The sequence below is a fragment of the Corynebacterium sp. ACRQK genome (assembly GCF_022345965.1).
In the GTDB taxonomy this organism is placed as follows: Bacteria; Actinomycetota; Actinomycetes; order Mycobacteriales; family Mycobacteriaceae; genus Corynebacterium.
Genome location: NZ_JAKRMU010000016.1, coordinates 1 through 5,387 on the forward strand (window position 1 = coordinate 1; position 5,387 = coordinate 5,387).

3 rRNA genes are annotated in these 5,387 nt (G+C 53.5%); all 3 read left to right on the forward strand.

The features are described 5' to 3' along the window. The first annotated feature begins 108 nt into the window (after positions 1-108). The 3 genes from MHX63_RS10350 to rrf all read left to right on the forward strand — a co-directional run bounded on the left by MHX63_RS10350 (position 109) and on the right by rrf (position 5,377). Positions 109-1,635, forward strand: a 16S ribosomal RNA gene (locus MHX63_RS10350). 406 nt (positions 1,636-2,041) lie between these two features. Then, a 23S ribosomal RNA gene (locus tag MHX63_RS10355) occupies positions 2,042-5,113 on the forward strand. A 146-nt stretch (positions 5,114-5,259) separates the two neighbouring features. Further along, a 5S ribosomal RNA gene (gene rrf / locus MHX63_RS10360) occupies positions 5,260-5,377 on the forward strand. The 16S, 23S and 5S rRNA genes sit together here, the layout of an rRNA operon. Positions 5,378-5,387 lie beyond the last annotated feature (10 nt).

Consider the following 5,387-nt stretch of genomic DNA (forward strand, 5'->3'; position numbering starts at 1 on the left):
GTGTTGTTGGTGTTGGTTGATGTGATTTATTTATCCTTTTTTCAATTTTTTTGTCAGTAATTTTTTTGTTTGCCTGGTTTTCAGGCTCACCATGTGTCTGATGGCATTTTTATGGAGAGTTTGATCCTGGCTCAGGACGAACGCTGGCGGCGTGCTTAACACATGCAAGTCGAACGGAAAGGCCCTTTGCTTGCAAGGGGTACTCGAGTGGCGAACGGGTGAGTAACACGTGGGTGATCTGCCTTGCACTTCGGGATAAGCCTGGGAAACTGGGTCTAATACCGGATAGGACCATGCTTTAGTGTGTGTGGTGGAAAGTTTTTCGGTGCAAGATGAGCCCGCGGCCTATCAGCTTGTTGGTGGGGTAATGGCCTACCAAGGCGACGACGGGTAGCCGGCCTGAGAGGGTGTACGGCCACATTGGGACTGAGACACGGCCCAGACTCCTACGGGAGGCAGCAGTGGGGAATATTGCACAATGGGCGCAAGCCTGATGCAGCGACGCCGCGTGGGGGATGACGGCCTTCGGGTTGTAAACTCCTTTCGCTAGGGAAGAAGCCACTTTGTGGTGACGGTACCTGGATAAGAAGCACCGGCTAACTACGTGCCAGCAGCCGCGGTAATACGTAGGGTGCGAGCGTTGTCCGGAATTACTGGGCGTAAAGAGCTCGTAGGTGGTTTGTCGCGTCGTCTGTGAAATCCCGGGGCTTAACTTCGGGCGTGCAGGCGATACGGGCATAACTAGAGTGCTGTAGGGGAGACTGGAATTCCTGGTGTAGCGGTGAAATGCGCAGATATCAGGAGGAACACCGATGGCGAAGGCAGGTCTCTGGGCAGTTACTGACGCTGAGGAGCGAAAGCATGGGTAGCGAACAGGATTAGATACCCTGGTAGTCCATGCCGTAAACGGTGGGCGCTAGGTGTGGGGGTTTTATTTACGATTCCCGTGCCGTAGCTAACGCATTAAGCGCCCCGCCTGGGGAGTACGGCCGCAAGGCTAAAACTCAAAGGAATTGACGGGGGCCCGCACAAGCGGCGGAGCATGTGGATTAATTCGATGCAACGCGAAGAACCTTACCTGGGCTTGACATACACCGGATCGCTGCAGAGATGTAGTTTCCCTTGTGGCTGGTGTACAGGTGGTGCATGGTTGTCGTCAGCTCGTGTCGTGAGATGTTGGGTTAAGTCCCGCAACGAGCGCAACCCTTGTCTTGTGTTGCCAGCACGTTATGGTGGGGACTCGCGAGAGACTGCCGGGGTTAACTCGGAGGAAGGTGGGGATGACGTCAAATCATCATGCCCCTTATGTCCAGGGCTTCACACATGCTACAATGGTCGGTACAGTGGGTTGCGATACCGTGAGGTGGAGCTAATCCCTTAAAGCCGGTCTCAGTTCGGATTGGAGTCTGCAACTCGACTCCATGAAGTCGGAGTCGCTAGTAATCGCAGATCAGCAATGCTGCGGTGAATACGTTCCCGGGCCTTGTACACACCGCCCGTCACGTCATGAAAGTTGGTAACACCCGAAGCCAGTGGCCCAAACTTGTTAGGGAGCTGTCGAAGGTGGGATTGGCGATTGGGACGAAGTCGTAACAAGGTAGCCGTACCGGAAGGTGCGGCTGGATCACCTCCTTTCTAAGGAGTATTTTTGTTTATTTGTTTTCTGGGTGAATAGGTAGCCGGTTCAACCATTTTGGTGGTTGTTGGGTGCTGTTTGGTCAGGTCATTTTTGAAGTGTTGGATGTTTGTAGTGTGTTGGGGTTGGCACTTTTGTGGGGTTGGGTTAGCGAAGTTGTTTGGTTTGTCATGGCTGTTGGGTGTCTGGGACAATCTGTTGTTCCTTTTGGTGGATGCTTGCTAATGGGCGGATGATCACTGTGTGTGGTTGTTTGTGTGTTGTGGGTGTTCAGTGTTGTTTGAGAACTGTATAGTGGACGCGAGTATCTTCTTTTTTGTGATTTTGTTTGAAATCATTTTTGTTCACGCGCTAGTCGCATAGATGTTTTGTTTGTGTGGTTGGTGTGTGGGTGTCTTAGTATTGTGTGTTGTCTGTGAAGGGCGCACGGTGGATGCCTTGGGCATGATAAGCCGATGAAGGACGTGGAAGGCCGCGATAGTCCTCGGGGAGTTGTCAATCGAGCGTTGATCCGAGGGTGTCCGAATGGGGAAACCTGGCCACAGTTGTGTGTGGTCGCTGCATGGATGAATTCATAGTTTGTGTGGTGGTAACGCGGGGAAGTGAAACATCTTAGTACCCGTAGGAGAAGAAAATAATAATGATTCTGCTAGTAGCGGCGAGCGAACGTGGATTTTTGGCTAAACTGCATGCGTGTGATACCTGGCAGGGGTTGCGTGTGTGGGGTTGTGGGGTTGTGTTGTGCGGTGCTGCCATGCCGTGCCCTGATGTCATGTGTTAGCGGAAGTGGTTTGGAATGGCCTGCCGTAGACGGTGAGAGTCCGGTACGTGAAAGCATGTGGTGTTGGGGTTGACGTGATACCCGAGTAGCAGCGGGCTCGTGGAATCTGCTGTGAATCTGCCGGGACCGCCCGGTAAGCCTGAATACTTATTGTGACCGATAGTGTATGAGTACCGTGAGGGAATGGTGAAAAGTACCCCGGGAGGGGAGTGAAATAGTACCTGAAACCGTGTGCCTACAAGCCGTCAGAGCCTTTGGGTGATGGCGTGCCTTTTGAAGAATGAGCCTGCGAGTCAGCGGCATGTCGCGAGGTTAACCCGTGTTGTGGGGTAGCCGTAGGGAAACCGAATCCTAACTAGGGTGTGTGAGTGGCGTGTCCTGGACCCGAAGCGGGGTGATCTACCCATGGCCAGTGTGAAGCAGCTGTAAGAGGCTGTGGAGGCGCGAACCCACTTAGGTTGAAAACTGAGGGGATGAGTTGTGGGTAGGGGTGAAAGGCCAATCAAACTCCGTGATAGCTGGTTCTCCCCGAAATGCATTTAGGTGCAGCGTCGTGTGTTTCTTGCCGGAGGTAGAGCTACTGGTTGGTTGAGCGGGACTATCATCTTAGCGACGTCAGCCAAACTCCGAATGCCGGTAAGTGAGAGTACGGCAGTGAGACTGCGGGGGATAAGCTTCGTTAGTCGAGAGGGAAACAGCCCAGATCGCCGGTTAAGGCCCCTAAGAGTGTGCTAAGTGGAAAAGGATGTGGGATCGCGAAGACAGCCAGGAGGTTGGCTTAGAAGCAGCCATCCTTGAAAGAGTGCGTAATAGCTCACTGGTCGAGTGGTTCTGCGCCGACAATGTAGTGGGGCTCAAGTACACCGCCGAAACCGCGGAACTCAATCTTTTGGTTGGGTTGGTAGGGGAGCGTCGTGTGATCGTTGAAGCTGCCGGGTGACCGTGTGGTGGAGGTTATGCGAGTGAGAATGCAGGCATGAGTAGCGAATGATGCGTGTGAAACGTATCCGCCGGATGACTAAGGGTTCCTGGGTCAAGCTAATCTTCCCAGGGTGAGTCGGGTCCTAAGGCGAGGCCGACAGGCGTAGTCGATGGTTAACGGGTTGATATTCCCGTACCCGTGTGTGTGCGACCAATGGTGAATCAGTGATACTAACTACCCTGAAGGATGCTGCATGCACTTTGTGTGTGTGGTGTGTGGATGCGTGGGACCTGATCTGGTAGTAGCCAAGCGATGGGGTGACGCAGGAAGGTAGCCAAGCCACTTATTTGGATTGTGGTGTAAGCGTGTGGCCCGCAGGATAAGGTAAATCCGTCCTGTATATGGGTGAGGCGTGATGCGTACCCGTTGTGGGGATGTTGGTGATCCTATGCTGTCGAGAAAAGCCTCTAGTGAGTGCATGTACGGCCCGTACCGTAAACCGACACAGGTGGTCAGGTAGAGAATACTAAGGCGTTCGGGTGAACTGTGGTTAAGGAATTCGGCAAAATGGCCCCGTAACTTCGGGAGAAGGGGTGCCACTACTGGTGAACGACGTGTTGAGCTGGTGGTGGTCGCAGAGAATAGAGGGAAGCGACTGTTTACTAAAAACACAGGTCCGTGCGAAGACGGGTAAGTCGATGTATACGGACTGACGCCTGCCCGGTGCTGGAAGGTTAAGAGGACCTGTTAGGACGTTTGTCCGAAGCGGAGAATTTAAGCCCCAGTAAACGGCGGTGGTAACTATAACCATCCTAAGGTAGCGAAATTCCTTGTCGGGTAAGTTCCGACCTGCACGAATGGCGTAACGACTTCCCTGCTGTCTCAACCACAGGCCCGGTGAAATTGCAGTACGAGTAAAGATGCTCGTTACGCGCGGCAGGACGAAAAGACCCCGGGACCTTCACTATAGCTTGGTATTGGTGTTCGGTTCGGTTTGTGTAGGATAGGTGGGAGACTGTGAAGCGGCTACGCTAGTGGTTGTGGAGTCGTTGGTGAAATACCACTCTGATCGGATTGGGCATCTGAACCTCGGCCCGTGATCCGGGTTAGGGACAGTGCCTGGTGGGTAGTTTAACTGGGGCGGTTGCCTCCCAAAGTGTAACGGAGGCGCCCAAAGGTTCCCTCAGCCTGGTTGGCAATCAGGTGTTGAGTGTAAGTGCACAAGGGAGCTTGACTGTGAGACTGACAGGTCGAGCAGGTACGAAAGTAGGGACTAGTGATCCGGCACCGGCTTGTGGAAGCGGTGTCGCTCAACGGATAAAAGGTACCCCGGGGATAACAGGCTGATCTTCCCCAAGAGTCCATATCGACGGGATGGTTTGGCACCTCGATGTCGGCTCGTCGCATCCTGGGGCTGGAGTAGGTCCCAAGGGTTGGGCTGTTCGCCCATTAAAGCGGCACGCGAGCTGGGTTTAGAACGTCGTGAGACAGTTCGGTCTCTATCCGCCGTGCGCGTTGAAACTTGTAGAAGGCTGTCCCTAGTACGAGAGGACCGGGACGGACATACCTCTGGTGGGCCAGTTGTCACGCCCGTGGCATGGCTGGTTGGCTACGTATGGGAGGGATAACCGCTGAAAGCATCTAAGCGGGAAGCCTGTTCTGAGATGAGGTTTCTTTTGAGGTTCCCTATAGATTATGGGGTTGATAGGCCGGATCTGGAAGTCATGTGAGTGATGGAGGTGACCGGTACTAATTAGCCGATGTTCAACACATTGAACCACGTTTGTGGTTAAGACGATTTCGATTTGTCGCAAATTGTGTGTGCTCGCGTCTGTTATGCAGTGTCTGGAACGGCACTACACACCAGTGAACCCTGAGTTTGGGTTTGGTTGGGTGTGTGTTTTGTTCTGATTATGGTTTGTCGGTGGTTGTTAGCGGTGGGGTCACGCCCGGTCCCTTTCCGAACCCGGAAGCTAAGCCTACCTGCGCTGATGGTACTGCACCTGGGAGGGTGTGGGAGAGTAAGTCACCGCCGGCACTAAAACTAA